Origin of the sequence: Dryocola clanedunensis subsp. sulfonylureivorans (assembly GCF_016756775.1) — a bacterium.
Classification (GTDB): Bacteria; Pseudomonadota; Gammaproteobacteria; order Enterobacterales; family Enterobacteriaceae; genus Dryocola; species Dryocola clanedunensis.
In genome coordinates this window covers 193883-211998 of the sequence record NZ_JAERMU010000003.1, presented here as the reverse complement: position 1 = coordinate 211998, position 18116 = coordinate 193883, and the positions used below count along the sequence as shown (strand labels likewise).

Sequence of the window (18116 nt, the reverse complement as noted above, 5' to 3'; positions counted from 1 at the left end):
TACGTCGTTTTTTGATGGACCCCATCGACAACTATCAATTGCTTAAAAATCATCAAGGATGACGTGTGGATTGCTGCCAACAACAAAAGATTCATTCCAATCATAAGGCTCCCGGCCTGCCTCATTCTTATTATCTCCGCCATTATTTTTTTCTGAGTAAATCACTATGAATACAGTATATCGTCTGGTCTGGAGCCATGCGGCCAATGGCTTCGTTGCGGTGCCAGAAACCGCCCGCGCCGGTAAGAAAAGAAAAACGCGTGGGCGTTCCATGCTTCTGGCTACGGCTTTGGCAGCTGGCGTGCTTCCAGCAAGCTCACTGGCCGACGAGGTAGACTGGTCGGAAAAATATCCGACCTACCTGTTTGCGGATGATAGTAGCGTTAATTATGACAGCGTGATTAACACCGGCACCGCATTTGCGATTGATGGCGGTGGCGGCAGCGATGGGACGACCCAGCATTTTGACTTTGGTACAACGTTAGACATTACCGGTGCCATGCCTGTGGTTGATGCCGGCAATGGCCCAACCAGCCGTGGTGTGAAAGCATCGAGGGCCCTGGGCGACTCCTTTGGGGCGGATAAAGGACGCCTTGTTTCTGCCTTTGCCAAAGATGCGCAGGGCAATCAGACAGCGATTACCTTAGACAATATCGACCAGTTCACCTATTCACCCAGCCCGGCCAACCCGCAGCAAAACCAGGAGATGAATCTTGAAGTGCCCGGGCTGGAAGGCTCATATCAGGTGATCAGCGTTTATGATTCCGGCACCTTTTCCTCTGCCTCCGACCAGGCCGTCGGGGAGATGGAAATGCCGGTTTATAATCCCGAATCCGTACACATCTATAACGAATTTGGTATTGCCAGCGTCGGCGGCGGCGGCGGCACGGTCAATGTGGACATTGGCGCAGACACCAACACGGCCGTTCCGATCCGATCCGCTGCGAATAACCTGGCGTTAATGGCGAAAAACTCCATTCTGATTAAAACCGACGGCACGGGTTCAGCTGGCAGTGACGCCAACTGGAAATCCGATAACTATATCCATTTCATGCCAGCGCCGGTTATCTCCAGAGATATTCAGAGTCTTTCTGCCCAAAGTACCCAGTTTGATTTCACGGTTAAAATCCCGCAGTACATGCAAACGGAGTCAGGCAGGATCATTGGCCTTGCGCCAAAACAGTTTCATATTACCTCGTCGGCGGATATTGCCGACGTGAATGACTATCTGCTGGGCCAGGGGAAATATGAAGGGCAGCCGCAGATGCAGTTCTGGCTGAGCAAAGGGGTAGAAGTGCGGGGGGAGGTCATTGACTCCACCGCAGAAGTGCAGGCGATTTATAACCTCATCATTTCTGAAATGATGAAGCAAAAAGAGACCACGACCATCGATTTCAGCTGGCACGTCTGGGAGGACATGGGCGCACATACCAACAACGCCACTCTGGGCACCGGCGATCTGAATGTGATTTACGCCACGGGGGCGAACGCTACCGGCACCGTGACCAGCGAAGGCAGTCTGGCGGTTGATGGGGCCTCCGCCGTGATGCGCGGCGACCGCGGCGCAATACTGACCAACGACGGAGCGATTAACGCCTGGCGAAGCAGCGGCAGCAGCCCGACGCCGGTCGGCATGCGCATCACTGACGGCACCGCCATCAACAACGGCACCCTGAATGCCGGTCTTTTCCTTGAAAAAGACGGGACCGATCAGAAGGAACATAACGCCGGGAGCATCGCTATTAAGGGCGATGGCGACAGCCATATCACCAATAACGGTCATATCAACGTCGCTATTACCGACGGTTCCACCCACAGCGCTGTTGGCATTGCGGCCAGCGATACCACGGAGGCGTTGAACAATGCGGGCGCCACCATTGCCCTGACGGGTAACGCAAACAATACTGACGGTCGCGCCGGGGGAAATGCGGTAGAGGTCAGCGATGCGGCCACCTTTAGTAACGACGGTGAAATTTATATTGGCACCACGCCAGTCACGGATACAGCAACCGCGTCCGCGGTAAATCTTGTGGGGAGCGGGGATTTAACCGCAGGCATTTACTCCACGGGTACCGGCGATATCACCAATAACGGCACCATTTCGCTACTGGACAAGACCCGTAACGCCGCGGGCATCCAGATTGACGGCGGCACCGGGACGGTGGTTAACAACGGCACCATAAACGTTCTCGGCAACTTAACCGCCAGCGCCGCTGCCGCTAACTATGGGCTGTATGTGAAAGACAGCGCAGGCCACGTCACCAACAACGGCGATATTAACGTTGACGGTGATAACAACATGGCGATTAACGTACAGGCTTACGGCAGCGACGCATCGATGAGCTCAACCGCCACCAGCACCATCACGGTGGGTACTACAGGCGACCAGGGAGGCAGCGATAACAACCCGTACACCTATCGTAACTATGCGGTGTATGCCGAGGGGTTGCAGAACAACGACGCTAATGTGGATCTGGATTCCACCATCAATCTGTTATCCGCCGGGGCGATCGGCGTCCACGCGCGTGGCAACGCGACCATCAATCTTGGTGACGATGCGGCCCTGAATTTCCAGAATGCCCAGCAGATAGGCTATTACGCCTGGGGGGAAAACGCCCGCATCAACGTCAGCAAAGCTGATATTACTGACAGCGGACAAAGCCAGTCCATTCTGTTCGCGGTCGATCATGGTGCAGAATTCAATGGCGACAACGGCAGTGGTACCGCCTATCAGCTGACGGTTGACGGAGAGGGGTCCGTAGGCGTCATGGCCAACGGCATTAACGACCAGAAAGACAGCGATCCGTCTAACGATAAAAGAACGTCGATGACGACCGGCAACGCGAAAATTAGCGTCAGCGGTAAGGACGCTATCGGCGTGAAAGTCACCGGCGGCGCGGCAGGGATCATTAACGATGGTGCTATCGCCCTGGAGGGGGATGACACCACCGCGGTAGCGGTTGATGGTCGTACTTTTTCTATCGATGGAACCAATGATGGCACGCCGGTGGCGACGCACGTGGATTCCAGCGCAAAAATTGGTTCTACCGCTGTGCAGACGGGGATCACCGGCTATGACGTAGGGCATGCCGGCGATATTGCTCTGGATAGCAATGCGGACATTGATTTGCAGGGCAATGACAGTACCGGGATTCGCCTGCACGACAACGGCTCGGCGGATGTCCTTTCCGGGGTGACGCTTGCTGGCTCCTACAACACCGGCGTCGATATCCAGAACGGCGGCTCGCTGAACATCAGCGGCGATATAACCAATAACGGCGGCACCAACAACACCGGCATCAACATCAACAACGGTGGGACGGTAAGCACTTCCGGCTCGATGGTAGTTAACGGCGATACGGGCAATATCGGGATCAACATCCAGAACGGCGGCACCGTCACCAATACCGGTGATTTGCTGATCAGCGGAAACAGCAACAATACCGGGATCAATATTCAGAGCGGCGGCAGCGTGACTAACTCTGGCGATATCACGGTTAACGCAGTGGCCGACAGTATCGGCGTTGATATCCACGATGGCGGCACGTTCAGCAACGGCAAGGCTATTACCATCAACGGCGCTGACGACAGCGGCAACATTGGTCTGCGTATCCAGGGCGGCGGGGCAACGGTCAGCCAGCTGGGCTCAGTCACCGCCAACGGCGGTCTGGCCGCCGTGCAGCTGACGGGGAACGGGGCAACGCTGGCGATTAAGGGCAGCGGTAACCATATTACCGCGGACGGCAGTGCGGACGGCGTGCTTATCGACAGCACAGGCGCATCATCGTTTAGCGCCAGCAACACGGTGATTGACGTTCTGGGCAGCGGAGCCGGGATCAACAACAACGCCGACGCCAGTAACGTCAATCTGAACAACGTTGAGATTAACGCGACGGATGGTCCGGCAATTCGCACCGCAAAAACCTTCAGCGCAGAAGGCAGCGGCAACGTGCTGAACGTTGACGGAAGCGGGATCGGTTTTGCCTTTATGGATGCGTCCGGCAATACCACCGGCGGCGACCTGACCATTGGGCGTGGTTATACGATCAACGGCACCGGTGCGGGCAGTACAGGTATTCTGGCGAAAACAACGGGATCGGTAAATTCCGGTACCGATATCACCATGAGCAAAGATGCCGGGGCCGCGATTGATGCCGCGCTGGCAAAGGCCGTCACCAACAGCGGTACGATAAAATACGGTAGCGATACGGGCAGCGCCATTCTTGCCGGTTCCTCGCTCGGTTTCACCAATACCGGCAGCGTGGTTTCTGACAGCACCTCAAATACCAGCGCCTTGATTGCATTGAATAATAGCGTTGGGAACAGAAGCATCAGCAATACCGGTACGCTGTCCACAAAGAGCGAAAATGCCATTCTGATTGACGCCACGGGCACGACAAACAACACCCTGACCAACAGCGGAAACCTGAGCGCAGCCAGCGCCGAAGCTGTAGCCGTTGCGATGGGCAGCGGTAACGACACCGTTACGCAGAGCGGCGGATCCATCAGCGGACAAATCAATCTTGCGGACGGTAATAACACCCTGAATCTGAACGGTGGCACACAGGCCGGACGGATGACGATGGGCGACGGCAACGATGCTGTCTCCATCCGGGGCGCAAGCAGCACCGGTGATATCCAGATGGGAAGCGGGGCGGATAGCTTCACCTGGGCTGGCGGAAGCTATAAAGGCAACGTGGACTTCACCGGCGGTGACGGGCAGGACAGCGCGACCTTTGGCGCGGTTAACATGGCTAACGTTGCCCATGTGCTCAGCGAAGGCGGCAGCAACAGCAGCCTGACCTTCAACAACACCACCGCAAAAATCGGTGAATTTAGCGCCGACGATCTGGCTAAAGGCACCAACATCGGCAGCGGCTGGAGCACGTTGACGCTGGACGGTGCGAATACCGATATTACCGTTGTCGACGATCTGCTGCTTTCCGGCACGCCGGAAATTAACGTTAACAACGGCGCGACGTTGCGCAGCGGCAACAGCGTCAGCGATGCTGGAGACGCCACCCTTCACGATTATGATATTTCCACTACCGGTAACAGCCTGATCTCCTTTGACGGCAGCAACACCCAGGAGTACGGCGGTGTTATCAGCGGTTCTGGCGGCATGGAGCGCATCGGCGGCGGCACGACTTATTTAGTCAAAGATAATACTTACACCGGCGACACGCTGATCGGCAGCGGCAGCACCCTGAGTCTTGGCCACGGCGGCGAGGCAGGTAGCCTGTCAGAGGTGACCAATATTACCGATAACGGCGTGCTGGCGGTGAATCGTTCCGCTTCGTCAGATGATGTGTCGCTTAACGGCGCGATCTCAGGCAGCGGGGCGTTCGAGCAAAACGGCGCGGGCACGACCCGTCTCGGCGCAAACAACACTTACACCGGGACGACTACCGTTAATGGCGGTACGCTATTGATTAACGGCAATCAGGTTGGGCGCGGTACAACCACCGTTCACAATTCTGGCGCGCTCGGCGGCTACGGTACGCTTGGCGGCGACGTCTGGTTTGACAACGGCACCACGCTGACCCCCGGTGATAACGGCGCAGGCACGCTGACCGTCAACGGTGATTTGCGTCTGGATGCCGGCACCAATAGCAGCTGGCAGCTTGGCCAGCACTATACTCCCGGCGGCTCGTTCAACGATCTGGTCATCGTGAAGGGCGATCTGACGCTGGACGGTGACCTGAACGTGGCGTTAAGCGAAGACGGCAGTTTCCTGCCGGGGGTTTATCGCCTGTTCAGCTATGACGGTAACCTGACCGATAACACTATGGATATCGTGACGTTACCGGACCACGACGCTGATTCAGCCTACCGCATCCAGACCGACGTCGACGGGCAGGTCAACCTGGTCCTTAATTTCGTCAACCCGGCGCAGGAGCTGCAGTGGTGGGACGGCGACGTTGCCCACGACAACAGCAAAATCGACGGCGGCGACGGCACATGGCGTTCGACCGAAGTCACGCCGTCCAACAACTGGACCAAATTTGTCGACGGGGGAAATGCCCCGTGGGCACCGACGGCCTTTGCGATATTTGCAGGGACGGGGGGCGAGGTCAACATTGATGGCAGCAGCGGGCGCGTCATTGAATCCGGCATGCAGTTCGCCGTCGATGGCTATAAATTCAGCACCGATAACGACTCTTCGCTCTACTTCATGGGGACGGTAACGGATGCCTATCCATCTTCCGTCCCTTTGCCAAAAAATAGCTGGGCGGCAGAAGGCGAAACCACCGCTGATACCTACCACGTAATCCGTGTTGGGCTGGGGGAATTAATCCCTGGGGAAAATATCACCGCCTCCATTGATGTCAACTTACTGCAGGACGAGCTGGACAGCCGCACCATCCGCTTACTGAAAGCAGACGGTGGCCGCCTGATCCTCAACGGCGACAACCACATCAGCGGCGGTATCGAGGTCTGGGATGGCACGCTCCAGGTGTCGAAAGACAGCAGCCTTGGCGACGCGGGAACCTCACTGACGCTGGCTAACGGCGCGGTGTTCCAGGCCGGGGACGATTTGGCCTTCAGTCGCAAGCTGTTCCTCGACGGCGAGCGGCAGGGAACGGAAGTCCCCGACGGCCCGGAGGCCAAATATGGCGGCGTGCTGGATGTGTTCGGCCATACGTTAAGGCTGGGCAACTCGCTCGCCCGGGCGAATGATTCGATCATCGGCGGTAACGGCCCGCTGACCATCGTCGACACCTCCACGGGAAGCGGCGTTGACGGCGATACGGGCGACGGTAACGGGGTTCTGGAGATGAACACCCGCAACACCTGGCTGGGCGATACGGGGATCTTTGGTAAAGACGGAAACGGGACTTTAACGGTTAACGCCAATGTGACCGGCGCGTTGGGGAAAGTGGATTCCGGCATTTATACCACTCAGGATGCGACCCTGAGCTTTAACAACAGCGCCAGTGCCGAACAGCACGAGCTGCTGGTGGACGGCGCGATGCTTAAATTCCGCAACGTTGCGGATGCGGCAGGCAGTACGATCAAGCTGGTTAACGCGGGCCAGGCGGAGTTTAGCGGCAACAGTCACGGCGGAAAGGCGGCAATTGATATTGCGGATAGCGATGCTGAACTGGCAATGCGCGAAAACGCCGATGCTGGCGCAGCAAATATTAACAACGGCGGGCTGGTTACTTTTGCCGATGATGCGCAGGCCCGTAGCGCTATTATTGCCAACAATGTCGATGCGCTTGTCGATCTCAGCGCTTCAGACGGGTATACCGCCATCGGTTCTCTCGCGGGCGCGGGTAACGTCGAGCTGGGTTCGGCGACGCTTGAAGAAGGCGCGCTCGGTCATATCGACGCTATCTCCGGTCTTATCAGCGGTAACGGCGGCAGCCTGGTGAAAACCGGCACCGGTTCGCTGATCCTCAGCGGCAACAACAGCTGGACGGGGACAACTTCGGTTAAGCAGGGTTCGCTGTTTATCAACGGCAATCAGCAGTCAGCCACCGGCAACGCGACGGTCGATGCTAACGCAACCCTGGGGGGAATGGGCGTGATTGGCGGCGATGTCCTCGTGGCGAACAACGGCCACATCACCGCCGGCGATAGCATGACCGGCGTCGGCGAGCTGACCATTAACGGCGATCTGACGCTGAATGACAATTCGCAGGTTGATTTCCAGCTCGGCCAGGCCTACCACGCCGGCGGCCTGATGAATGACCTGATCACCGTTAAAGGCGATCTGAATCTGGACGGCAAACTGAATATCACTGAAACCGACGGCGGCAATTTTGACGTCGGTATCTACCGCGTCTTTAACTACGAGGGCGAGTTGACCAATGGCCTGATGGATATTGGTGCAGCGCCGGAAGCGGCGGACGATCTTTATGTTCAGACCTCTATCGATAGCCAGGTCAACCTGATCAACCGCACCGGCTACACCCTGCGTTTCTGGGACGGTGCGGGTGGCGACAACGGCGAGCTGAAGAACAACAGCCAGATGGATGGCGGTGACGGTCTCTGGCAGAACAGCCACGGTAACGACAACTGGACAACCGACCAGACCGACCCGGACGGCCGAATAAACGCCCCGTACAGCGACGGTTCATACGCAATCTTTGGCGGCGAGGCGGGTAACGTCACCGTTGATAACAGCCTGGGCGAAGTCTTCATGGGCGGCGCGCAGTTCCTCGTTGACGGCTATGTGATCAACGATGGCGTGCTGACCATCCACAACGCGGATACGCAGCTGCGCGTCGGGGACGGCTCAAGCGAAGGTATTAATTACACCACCACCATCAATTCGGTTATCACCAGCGAAGGCGGCCTGCGCAAAACCGATGCCGGTACGCTCATCCTGAACGGTGATAATACCTACGCAGGCGGCACGGCGGTCAGCGGTGGCGTGCTGCAAGTTTCCAGCGATAAAAACCTGGGGGCGGCGGACAGCGCCATTACGCTGCGCGGCGGGGTGCTGCGTTACGCCGAAGCTTTTAATACCTCTCGTGAAGTGAAGCTGGCAGACGGCGGTGGGGCAATTGATACCTATGGCCACGATATTTCGCTTATCCATAGCGTCACCGGCGAGGGCGACCTGCACAAATTTGGCGACGGAAATCTGACGCTGACGCAGGACAGCACCTTTAGCGGAACCACCTGGATTGAACAAGGCGTATTGCAGCTGGGTAACGGCGGCACCGGCGGCAGCGTGACCGGTCATATTGTTGATGACTCGATGCTGGCGCTGGATCGCCGCGACAGCTTCACGCTGAACGGTGATATCTCCGGTGAAGGTCAGGTGTGGCAGAAAGGCACTGGCACCACTTATCTTAACGGGGAAAATAGCTGGAGCGGCATAACGTTAGTGGAGAACGGCACGCTAAAAGCGGCATCTGCAAACAGCTTCAGCGCCGCCTCAGACCATGTGGTGAGCATGAACGGCACGCTGGCAACCGGCGGCTTTAACCAGCACGTCGCGAACCTCAGCAACCAGGGCAACATCGACCTGCGCGGTGGGCAAATTGGCAACGCTCTGACCGTCCACGGTGACTATACCGGTCTGGATGGCACTATCGCCCTGAACGCACAGCGCCAGAGCGTGGGACTATCTGACCGCCTGGTGATCGATGGCGGCGAAGTTTCAGGTGTGACCTGGCTCGATATCGACGCCAGCCGCCTGGGCGAGCCCACCGTTGGCGACGGTATTAAGGTCGTTGAGGCGGAAAATGGCGCGACGACGACGGCGCAAACAACCAAAGACGGCTTCACCCTCGGGGCCGATGCGGTGGTCGCGGGCGCATGGGAATATCAGCTGTACGCGGGCGATGCGCAAGGCCTGGGAGAAGACTGGTATCTGCGTGCGGGCTACCGTCCCGACGTGCCAGGTTTTGACACCATCGCCACGACGATACGTCAGGCCGATCTCGCGGTTCTCGGCACCCTGCATCTGCGGGTGGGTGATGAACTGGATGCGGGTAAAACCAAACCTGTAAGCGATGAAGAACGCTTCTGGGCGCGTTACATTGTTAAGTCGGTGAATCAAAAGCTGGACGACGCAACGGGCACCACGACCAGCGCGAACTATAACGGCATGCAGATGGGCTTTGACCTGTGGCATAACGAAAAATGGCGCGCCGGTTTCTATACCACCTTTATGGATACGGATGCGCAGATGGACGGCTTTACCGGCATGCGCGGCGGGGCCGGTTACAACTCGACCTTCTCAACATATTTAGGGGGCTATGCCACCTGGACTGACGATAGCGGTCTTTACGTGGATAACGTGCTGCAATACGGCTACCACTCCGTTGATTTGCGTAATAACGCAGATAACGAAACCACCCATCCTGACGGCAGCAGCTTTACCGGCTCCGTTGAAGTGGGTAAACCGTGGTATCTCGGCAACAGTCGTTGGCTGCTGGAGCCGCAGGCGCAGCTGATTTATCAGTACAGTCAGTTCGATACGGTTACGCTTAGCGACAGCGCGAAATCCCGTGTGAAGCTCGACAGCGACCTGTCGTTGATCGGACGCGTGGGGGGCCGACTGGCCGTTGATGTTAAAACCGATCACGGCAACATCAGGCCTTATGCGAGAGTGAACTACTGGCAGGGACTTGGCGGCGGTCAGGACACCGTGACCTGGAGTAACGGAGCGAAGGGTTCCAGCAAAACAGAGATGAAAACCAGCCAAAACTACAGTGCGGTTGAAGCCGGTATGGGGGCGACCTGGGCGTTTACGCCGGATGTTTCAGCGTATACCGAAGTGAGCAAAACCTGGAGCACCGGCGGCGATATCGAACTTGATTCTGATATGTCTGCCTCTGTCGGCATGAAAATCCGCTTCTGATCCTGCAATCTAAGCAGGCGAAAATCAATAAATTGATTTTCCTTGTTATTTATTCGGTGAGACCTTTGCGAAATTCATTCGCTTTAGGTTTGTCATCTGTCTGAAGCGGCCTGTAAAACAGGCCGCTATTTTCACAAAATGGGCTATTTCGCCCGCTGCTTCAGCGCGTAAACCAACACCACGGCGAAACACACCATCGGCAGCGCGTAGGAAACCGCAGTGCTGTAGCGATCGGCAATCGCCCCCATCAGATACGGCATGATAGCGCCGCCAACAATCGCCATGATCATCACCGAACTGGCGCGTTTAGTTTGTTTACCCATGTTCTTGACGCCCATGGCGAAAAGGGTCGGAAACATGATCGACATGAAGAAGAAGATAGCGACCAGCGCAATCACCGAGACGTTATCAATCCCCGCAACGACCACGCCGCACAGCACGATATTAATGATGGCGTAGACCACCAACAGCGTGGCAGGGCGGACAAACCCCATCAGCCAGGTACTGAAGAAACGGCCAACCATGAAGCTTATCATACCGACGGACAGGAGATAGGACGCGTTCTGGTTCGACAGCGTATGCCAGTGCTCCGTAGTGTAGTTGATGAAGAAGGCCCCGACGCCTACCTGCGCCGCCACATAGAAGAACTGCGCAATGACGCCGCCGGTGAAATGGCCATGCTGCCACAATCCTTTCTCGATGCCGTGCTCCTCGGACGTGCTTTGCTCGCGAATGTCCGGCAGTTTTGTGCGCCCGAACAGGAAGGCAATCAGCAGCACTAAGACCGCGATGGCGACGTAGGTCGTTTTTACCGATGACAAGCCGTCAGCCGTGGTGCCCTGCGTGGCGGAGAAGAACAGCGAGCCGCCGATGATAGGGCCAATAAACTGGCCCAGGCCGTTAAAAGACTGTGAGAGATTCAGCCGACGCTCTGCACCAGCCGGATCGCCCAGCACGGTGGCGAACGGGTTAGCGGCAGTTTCCAGACATCCCAGACCGAGGGCGATGACAAACAGCGCGAACAGGAACATGGCAAAGCTGCCTGCGGAAGCGGCAGGGACGAACAGCAGCGCCCCAAGCGCATACAGACAAAGCCCGACCAGGATCCCGGCTTTATAGCCGAACCTGTCCATGAAGAAACCGGCGGGCAGGGCGATGATAAAATACGCCCCGAAATAGGCGGCCTGTAACAGGCCAGACTGGGCTTTATTGACGTGCAGCACTTCCTGGAAATGCTTATTCAGGACATCCAGCAACCCGTAGGATAAACCCCACAGGAAAAACAGCGTGGTGACCAGAACGAACGCCAGTCGGTAACCGGACGTTGTTTTGCGCTGCGCATAAGCAGGTGCGGCAGTTTTGTCGGCGAGCATAGTGTATTCCTCAGTATCTGGTAACGCATGTAGGGGGTCAGCTCAAACGGCTGATTTTTTTATGTCAGATAACATGAAAAACGCGATCGGCTCCCTCAATAGCAGGGAGCCGATCTATTTCTGGTCGGCAAGCGAAAAAATTTGCTCCATTGCCACCCACTTTTCACCGGCGGGCGTCCACGGCGTGGGGCGCTGATATTTCCACATCAGGGCTTCCCACTCACAGATTTTCGGATCGGCAAGACTGCGGCGTTCAAACAGCCCACTGTCGAACTCTTCCGTGGTTTCCATCACCATTATCAGCCGGTTACCCAGCCGGTAAATTTCCATCTCCGCGATGCCGTAACGGCGTAGATGCGCGGTGACTTCCGGCCAGATTTCACGGTGATAGCGCTGATATTCTTCGATAAGCGCCGGATCGTCCGCGAGATCCAGCGCCTGACAATAGCGGCGCTTCATGTCAGCGCCCGGTCGAGATGCCTATAGCCGCCGTCCACGGTCAACCACTGGCCGGTCGTGTGGGAGGCGCGGGAGGAGAGCAGAAACACGACCGTATTGGCAATTTCCTGCGGCGTGGTCATGCGCTGGCCCAGCGGAATATGCGAGGTAATTTGCTGCAGCTTTTCTTCGGGACGATCGAAGCTTTTTATCCAGCGTTCGTACAGCGGCGTCATGACTTCCGCCGGGATCACCGCGTTGACCCGGATACCGTCGCCGAGCAGCGCTGCCGCCCATTCGCGGGTCAGCGCCAGAATGCCGCCTTTCGCCGAAGCGTAACCGCTGGTATTGCCTTGCCCGGTCAACGCAGTTTTTGAACTGATATTAACGATGGCACCCCGGCTGGCGCGCAGGGCGCTCAGGCTCAGATGCGCCATCAGGTAATAGTGAACCAGGTTTTGCTCAAGCGATTGAACAAAGGCTTCCCGACCGGCGTCCAGCCCCACGCTGTCGTTGGCTCCGGCGTTATTGACCAGCCCGTCGATGCAGCCATAGCGCGCGAGAATATCTTCCACGCAGGCCTTGCAGCTGGCTTCGTCGCGAAGTTCGGTCAGCACAAAACCGGCCCGCGGTGAAAGCCGCTGCAGATTATCCATCAGTTCATTGGCGGGTTTGGTATTGCCGATAATCACCGGAATGGCACCTTCTTCGGCAAGCGTTAGCGAAATCGCCGCGCCAATGCCGGATCCGCCGCCGGTCACCATCACCACCTTATTTTGCAGATGCAGATTCATTACTCGTTTCCTGTAGTCGGTAAACTGTGTGGGCATTGCCGCCATAAATGGCGGCCTGTTCGTCGTCGCTTAGCGCTGCGGTAGCCTGTTCAATGAAAGCCCACGGATTTTCATCCTCGCCGGCCAGCAGGCACACCGGCCAGTCGGAGCCAAACATCAGACGCTCGCTGCCAAAGATGTCCAGCGCGGCGTCGAAATAGGGCAGCAAATCGCGGGGTGACATGCCCGGCGGTCGCGGCTCGGTCAGCAGCCCGGAGATTTTGCAGCTGACGTGTTTTAACGCGGCCAGAGGCGCAATCTGTTTCTTCCAGTGCGCGGCCCCCCGGCTTAAATCGGGCTTGCCGCAGTGATCGAGCACCAGAAAATAGTTGTCATGCCGCCCGGCAAACTGCACCGCCTCTGCCAGATGGCGGTGCGTGACCAGAATTTCATAGACATATTCCTGCTGCTGAAGCTGGCGGAGTCCGTTATTAATTGCCGTATCCGCCAGCCACTGCGCAGGGGATGGTTCGTCCTGAACCTGATGCCGAAAACCGCGCAGCAGCGGGTGCGAAGCTGCCTCCAGCTTTTTTGGCAGCGCCTGTGAAGAGAGATCCACCCAGCCGGTCACGGCGCGCACGAAGTCGGTCTTTTCTGCTATATCCAGCAGCCAGCGCGTTTCATTTGGGCAGGATCGGGCCTGAACGAGGATCGTGCCCTGAATAACGTGACGTTGTAACGATGGTCGTAACCTTTCCGGCAGTAAATCCTGCTTCAGTACCCCCATATCATCACTCATCCAGGGGTGATCCTGCGGCGTATAGCGCCAAAAATGCTGATGGCTGTCGATTCGCGTCATCGGCGTTCTCCTCGCTGCTTAGCCGTTAAGATCCGTCGCGATGGCGATACTTCTCCACCGAGGCCTGATGCATTTCGATGGAAAAGCCCGCGGCAAGCGGTGGCATATACGCCGCGTCACGAATGTCGCACGGGTGTACAAAATGCTCGTGAAGATGGTCAACGTATTCGATCACGCGGCCTTCATGCGTGCCGGCAATGCAGAGATAATCAATCATCGACAAATGCTGCACGTATTCACACAGCCCGACGCCGCCCGCATGAGGACAGACCGGCAGATTGTATTTTGCCGCCATCAGCATCACCGCCAGCACTTCATTCACACCGCCCATGCGGCAGGCGTCAATCTGTACCACGTCAATGGCTTCGCGCATGATGAACTGCTTAAACATGATGCGGTTCTGACACATTTCACCGGTGGCAACTTTAACCGGCGCGACGCCCTGGCGGATTTTTCGGTGGCCTTCAATGTCATCCGGGCTGGTGGGTTCTTCGATAAACCACGGGCTGGCAAAGGCGAGGGCGTTAACCCACGGAATCGCTTCGTTGGTTTCCCATACCTGATTGGCGTCAATCATCAGTTTGCGGTCCGGCCCGATAACTTCGCGGGCAATGCGCACGCGGCGGATGTCATCCTCCAGGTCGCGCCCGACTTTCAGCTTCAGATAATCGAATCCGGCATCGACGGCTTCCTGACACAAACGGCGTAATTTATCGTCGGGATAGCCCAGCCAGCCTGCCGACGTGGTGTAACAGGGATAGCCTTCCGCCAGCAGCTTCTCCATGCGCTGCGCCTTGTTATCGGCTCGCTGCTGCAATAAGGTCAGCGCTTCCTGCGGCGTTATACAGTCGGTGATGTAGCGGAAATCGATACAGCGCACCAGCTCTTCCGGTGACATGTCGGCAACCAGTTTCCACACGGGCTTTCCGGCGGCTTTGCTCCATAAATCCCATACCGCATTCACTACCGCACCGGTCGCCAGATGGATCGCTCCTTTGTCAGGGCCAATCCAGCGCAGCTGGCTGTCGCTGGTAAATTCGCGCCAGAACTTGCCCATATCGGCGGTGATGTCTGCCAGTACGCGACCGATAATCAGATGTTCCAGCGCCTTAATCGCCGCACAACAGATTTCGTTGCCGCGTCCGATAGTAAAAGTCAGGCCGTGCCCGCGCAGCGCCGGATCGTCAGTTTCCAGAATCACATAGGCGGCGGAGTAATCCGGGTCCGGGTTCATCGCATCCGAGCCGTCCAGCGCCTGCGAGGTCGGGAAGCGAACATCTTCAACACGTAAAGCCGTAATCGTTGTCATCGCAAAGTTCCTTCAGCTAAAAGCGCTATGCCTGTACCGTCTTCTGACGCTGCTCACCCAAACCTTCTATCCCCAGACGCATCACCTGGCCGGCCTTCAGGTAGACCGGCGGTTTTTGCCCAAGCCCGACGCCTGGCGGCGTACCGGTGGAGATAATGTCGCCCGGTTGCAGGCTCATGAAGCGACTGAGGTAACTGATGATCTCGGGGATTTGGAAAATCATCGTGCGCGTGTTGCCGTTCTGATAGCGCTTACCGTCCACCTCAAGCCACAGATTTAGCTGGTGAGGGTCGGGGATTTCATCGGCCGTGACCAGCCACGGGCCAGTTGGGCCGAACGTGTCGCAGCCTTTGCCTTTGTCCCAGGTGCCGCCGCGTTCAATCTGGAATTCGCGCTCGGAGACATCGTTAATCACGCAGTAACCGGCGACGTGCGACATGGCGTCGGCTTTGCTGATATAGCGTCCGCCGGTGCCGATGACCACGCCGAGTTCCACTTCCCAGTCGGTTTTGACCGAATCACGCGGAATTTCTACGTCATCGTTGGGGCCGACTATCGCGCTGGTCCATTTATTGAAGATCACCGGTTCTTTGGGGATCTCAGCGCCAGTTTCAGCCGCGTGATCGGCGTAATTAAGGCCGATACAGATAAATTTCCCCACCTTGCCAACGCATGCGCCAAGGCGCGGTTCGCCACTGACCAGCGGCAGGCTTTGCGGGTCGAGCTTGCGTAAAGCCTCCAGCGTTTCTGGCCGTAAAAATTCGCCGCTGATGTCATCGACATGCGCACTCAGATCGCGCAGTTTGCCATTGTTGTCCAGCAGGCCGGGGCGCTCCGAACCTGCGTTACCGTAACGGAGTAATTTCATGGGGCAGTGTCCTTGTTTGAAAATAAAATCTATGAAAATCAGATGGCTAAATTTACGGTGCGTCAGTTGCTCCAGCCGCCGTCAATTATTTGTACGGTGCCGGTCGTGTATGAGCTGGCATCCGAGGCCAGATACAGCGCCAGCTGGGCGATTTCTTCAGTTTTGCCGATGCGGCCGATCGGCTGGCGGGCAACAAACGCCGCGTAAACTTCGGCTTCGCTGCGGCCTTCAGCCTGCGCCTGGGCGGCAATGCGCTGATGCAGGGAGGGCGATTCCACCGTACCTGGACAGATGGCGTTGCAGCGGATCCCGCGGGTGACATAATCCGCCGCAACAGAGCGCGTCAGGCCAATAACGGCGGCTTTCGAGGCACTGTAGGCAAAGCGATTTGGCACGCCTTTGATACTTGAGGCGACCGACGACATATTGATAATCGACCCACGGTTGCGTTCAAGCATGGCGGGTAAAAAGGCGCGGATGGTGCGGAACATGGCCGTCACGTTGAGATCCAACGCAAACTGCCATTCGCGTTCCGTGCAGGTCAGGATATCACCGCTGTGAACCACGCCGGCACAGTTGAAAAGTACGTCGATCGCGCCAGTTTCTTCCGCTATGGCGGCAATGGCCTGAGAGTCGGTCACGTCCAACAGGCGAGGGGTAATCCCCTGAATACCGCGCAGCCCGTCGATGTTGATATCGGTAGCGATCACCTGTGCGCCTTCACGGGCAAACAGCGTGGCGGTAGTAAAGCCGATGCCTTGTCCAGCGGCGGTAATCAGAACTTTTTTCCCTGCCAGGTTCATAGCAACTCCTGTTAAAAGGTCAGTTAAAGGCCTAATGGTCAGGCCATTGAGGGTAAAAAAAATGCGTGATGAGCAGCGCTTTTTGTTAAGATGTCGGGCAAGTCTTTCCCTAAAACGCCATTTTGTTTAACTAATTTTTTACATGCATAAAACAAATCAGCAAGATTTTTGTCCGAGAAATGCTAGCTGAATCACTTAATAAGCGTTGACATCAGGTGCCCGATGCCGATAAAAAAATTAGAAAATCCCAGAATTTACAGACAGATAGCAGACCAGCTAAAGACGCTGATTGACAACAAAGAATTTCCGCCGGGCAGCCGCCTTCCCGCAGAGCGCGATCTGGCCAGTCAGTTTCAGGTTAGCAGGGCGTCCGTGCGAGAGGCGCTGATCGCGCTGGAAGTCATCGGGCTGGTGAGCGTTCGTGTGGGTAACGGCGTTATTGTCTGCCAGCCACCGGCGGCACCGGTGACGTTGTCACAGGAGCCGGTCATGTCCCAGGCGGGGCGCAATCAGTGGGCGGATGTGGATGATGAACTGAATATCGAGCTGGATTTCACCGCCGAGCTGCCGCCGTTCTCGCTGCTGCAAACCCGACGGCTGATAGAGCCTGAGACCGCTGCGCTGGCGGCAACAAACGCCACCGACGATGAGCTTGCGGCGATCAGGCAGGCGTATGAGCAAAACTGTCGCGATAACCGAAACGGCTCGGCAACGCATCCGGGTGACCGTTTATTTCATATCCGTATTGCTCAGGCCAGCGGGAATCCGGCCTATGCCTTTATCATTGCGCATCTGCTGGGGCACCGCTACGGCACCATGTTCCGCAATCTGCAGCTTCATTACACCCCGCAGGATATGCCGCACCGATCTGAAACAGAGCATCTCGAGATCCTGGCCGCGCTGGAAGCCCGCGACGGCCGTGCAGCAAAAAAAGCGATGAAGGCTCATCTGGATGCCGTGATTAAGATTTTCGGACAAGAGTGAGAATGGTTGCGGGGATAGTGTCAACGTTCAGAAATTAGAAATGCACCGCGCGCGGCACATCAGCCTCGGCATAAGTCGTGCGGTACGATTGACCAGCAAGAAGCAATCGGGTTGTCGCGCATGGGCATCAAAGCCTGACTGAATAACGAATCTCAAGCTTCATAATGAAACGCTCATCATTCACCCAATAAAATTTCAAAGATGTAGCTGAAACTATTATCAGCCAGGGTCATCAATAAACCCCTTCAATATGGCTAGTTAGTCATGACCAATTCAATTATTCAAAAAATACAATTCAATATTTTAGATATTATTTTTACCGTTGTTTTGAGGCGCCGGAAGGTTTAATGTGAAATTAAACTGTAGGATATTGTAGATTCTGCAT

Annotated in this window: 9 protein-coding genes; 2 read left to right on the top strand and 7 right to left on the bottom strand. The window is 56.6% G+C overall.

The window, feature by feature from the left end:
- The first annotated feature begins 166 nt into the window (after nucleotides 1-166).
- Nucleotides 167-10324 carry an autotransporter-associated beta strand repeat-containing protein gene (locus tag HYQ67_RS04450; RefSeq protein ID WP_202301804.1) on the top strand — a complete coding sequence of 3386 codons (10158 nt, stop codon included), beginning with the start codon at nucleotides 167-169 and terminating at the stop codon, nucleotides 10322-10324.
- Between the two features lie 143 nt (nucleotides 10325-10467).
- Here HYQ67_RS04450 and fucP read toward each other — a convergent pair whose 3' ends face one another.
- From fucP to HYQ67_RS04415, 7 genes are all read right to left on the bottom strand, one after another.
- Complete coding sequence (gene fucP, locus HYQ67_RS04445) at nucleotides 10468-11697, bottom strand: L-fucose:H+ symporter permease (protein WP_202301803.1); 1230 nt, start codon at nucleotides 11695-11697, stop codon at nucleotides 10468-10470.
- Between the two features lie 114 nt (nucleotides 11698-11811).
- Nucleotides 11812-12156 carry an L-rhamnose mutarotase gene (locus HYQ67_RS04440; RefSeq protein WP_202301802.1) on the bottom strand — a complete coding sequence of 115 codons (345 nt, stop codon included), beginning with the start codon at nucleotides 12154-12156 and terminating at the stop codon, nucleotides 11812-11814.
- Nucleotides 12153-12929, bottom strand: coding sequence for an L-fucose dehydrogenase (locus tag HYQ67_RS04435; RefSeq protein WP_202301801.1), 777 nt, complete (start codon nucleotides 12927-12929; stop codon nucleotides 12153-12155). The genes HYQ67_RS04440 and HYQ67_RS04435 overlap by 4 nt, the downstream gene beginning before the upstream one ends.
- Complete coding sequence (locus HYQ67_RS04430) at nucleotides 12907-13767, bottom strand: amidohydrolase family protein (protein WP_202301800.1); 861 nt, start codon at nucleotides 13765-13767, stop codon at nucleotides 12907-12909. The genes HYQ67_RS04435 and HYQ67_RS04430 overlap by 23 nt, the downstream gene beginning before the upstream one ends.
- A gap of 25 nt (nucleotides 13768-13792) precedes the next feature.
- On the bottom strand, nucleotides 13793-15076 hold the full coding sequence (locus HYQ67_RS04425; RefSeq protein ID WP_202301799.1) for an L-fuconate dehydratase: 1284 nt from the start codon (nucleotides 15074-15076) through the stop codon (nucleotides 13793-13795).
- 25 nt (nucleotides 15077-15101) lie between these two features.
- A complete protein-coding gene (locus HYQ67_RS04420; RefSeq protein ID WP_202301797.1) occupies nucleotides 15102-15944 on the bottom strand; it encodes a fumarylacetoacetate hydrolase family protein in 843 nt (280 codons plus the stop codon).
- A gap of 62 nt (nucleotides 15945-16006) precedes the next feature.
- Nucleotides 16007-16747, bottom strand: coding sequence for an SDR family oxidoreductase (locus HYQ67_RS04415; protein WP_202301796.1), 741 nt, complete (start codon nucleotides 16745-16747; stop codon nucleotides 16007-16009).
- Between the two features lie 222 nt (nucleotides 16748-16969).
- Here HYQ67_RS04415 and HYQ67_RS04410 point away from each other — a divergent pair, with 222 nt between their 5' ends.
- Nucleotides 16970-17731 (top strand): FadR/GntR family transcriptional regulator, encoded by a 762-nt coding sequence (locus HYQ67_RS04410; RefSeq protein WP_202301795.1) that lies wholly within the window; start codon nucleotides 16970-16972, stop codon nucleotides 17729-17731.
- The last annotated feature ends 385 nt before the right edge of the window (nucleotides 17732-18116 follow it).

Excerpts from the sequence above, each read along its gene's own strand:
- HYQ67_RS04430 (WP_202301800.1), bottom strand. The coding sequence starts at position 13,767 with ATGACGCGAATCGACAGCCATCAGCATTTTTGGCGCTATACGCCGCAG.
- HYQ67_RS04440 (WP_202301802.1), bottom strand. The coding sequence starts at position 12,156 with ATGAAGCGCCGCTATTGTCAGGCGCTGGATCTCGCGGACGATCCGGCG.
- HYQ67_RS04435 (WP_202301801.1), bottom strand. The coding sequence starts at position 12,929 with ATGAATCTGCATCTGCAAAATAAGGTGGTGATGGTGACCGGCGGCGGA.
- HYQ67_RS04415 (WP_202301796.1), bottom strand. The coding sequence starts at position 16,747 with ATGAACCTGGCAGGGAAAAAAGTTCTGATTACCGCCGCTGGACAAGGC.
- HYQ67_RS04410 (WP_202301795.1), top strand. The coding sequence starts at position 16,970 with ATGCCGATAAAAAAATTAGAAAATCCCAGAATTTACAGACAGATAGCA.
- HYQ67_RS04425 (WP_202301799.1), bottom strand. The coding sequence starts at position 15,076 with ATGACAACGATTACGGCTTTACGTGTTGAAGATGTTCGCTTCCCGACC.
- HYQ67_RS04450 (WP_202301804.1), top strand. The coding sequence starts at position 167 with ATGAATACAGTATATCGTCTGGTCTGGAGCCATGCGGCCAATGGCTTC.
- fucP (WP_202301803.1), bottom strand. The coding sequence starts at position 11,697 with ATGCTCGCCGACAAAACTGCCGCACCTGCTTATGCGCAGCGCAAAACA.
- HYQ67_RS04420 (WP_202301797.1), bottom strand. The coding sequence starts at position 15,944 with ATGAAATTACTCCGTTACGGTAACGCAGGTTCGGAGCGCCCCGGCCTG.